Consider the following 241-nt stretch of genomic DNA (forward strand, 5'->3'; position numbering starts at 1 on the left):
TCTGAATTTATGAGTATTGCGCCACAAATTAGACTTTGGGATATATTACAAACCAAATTTAAAGCTAAGGCTCTACAAGAAAAAGTTTACATCGAATATGATAAAGTAAAAGCAGATGCGGGGGATAGACGTAATATGCGTGTTGAATTTAATCCTAATAAACTTACGCATGAAGAAATGCTTTGGTTAAAACAAAACATCATTGACTACATGGAAGATGATGGTTTTACAAGATTAGATT

1 pseudogene is annotated in these 241 nt (G+C 32.0%); it reads left to right on the forward strand.

Features of this window, described 5'->3' with window-relative positions:
- A pseudogene (locus tag SH09_RS13930) lies at positions 1-241 on the forward strand (replication initiation factor domain-containing protein); the annotation flags it as partial.

Origin of the sequence: Staphylococcus gallinarum (assembly GCF_000875895.1) — a bacterium.
Lineage (GTDB): Bacteria > Bacillota > Bacilli > Staphylococcales > Staphylococcaceae > Staphylococcus > Staphylococcus gallinarum.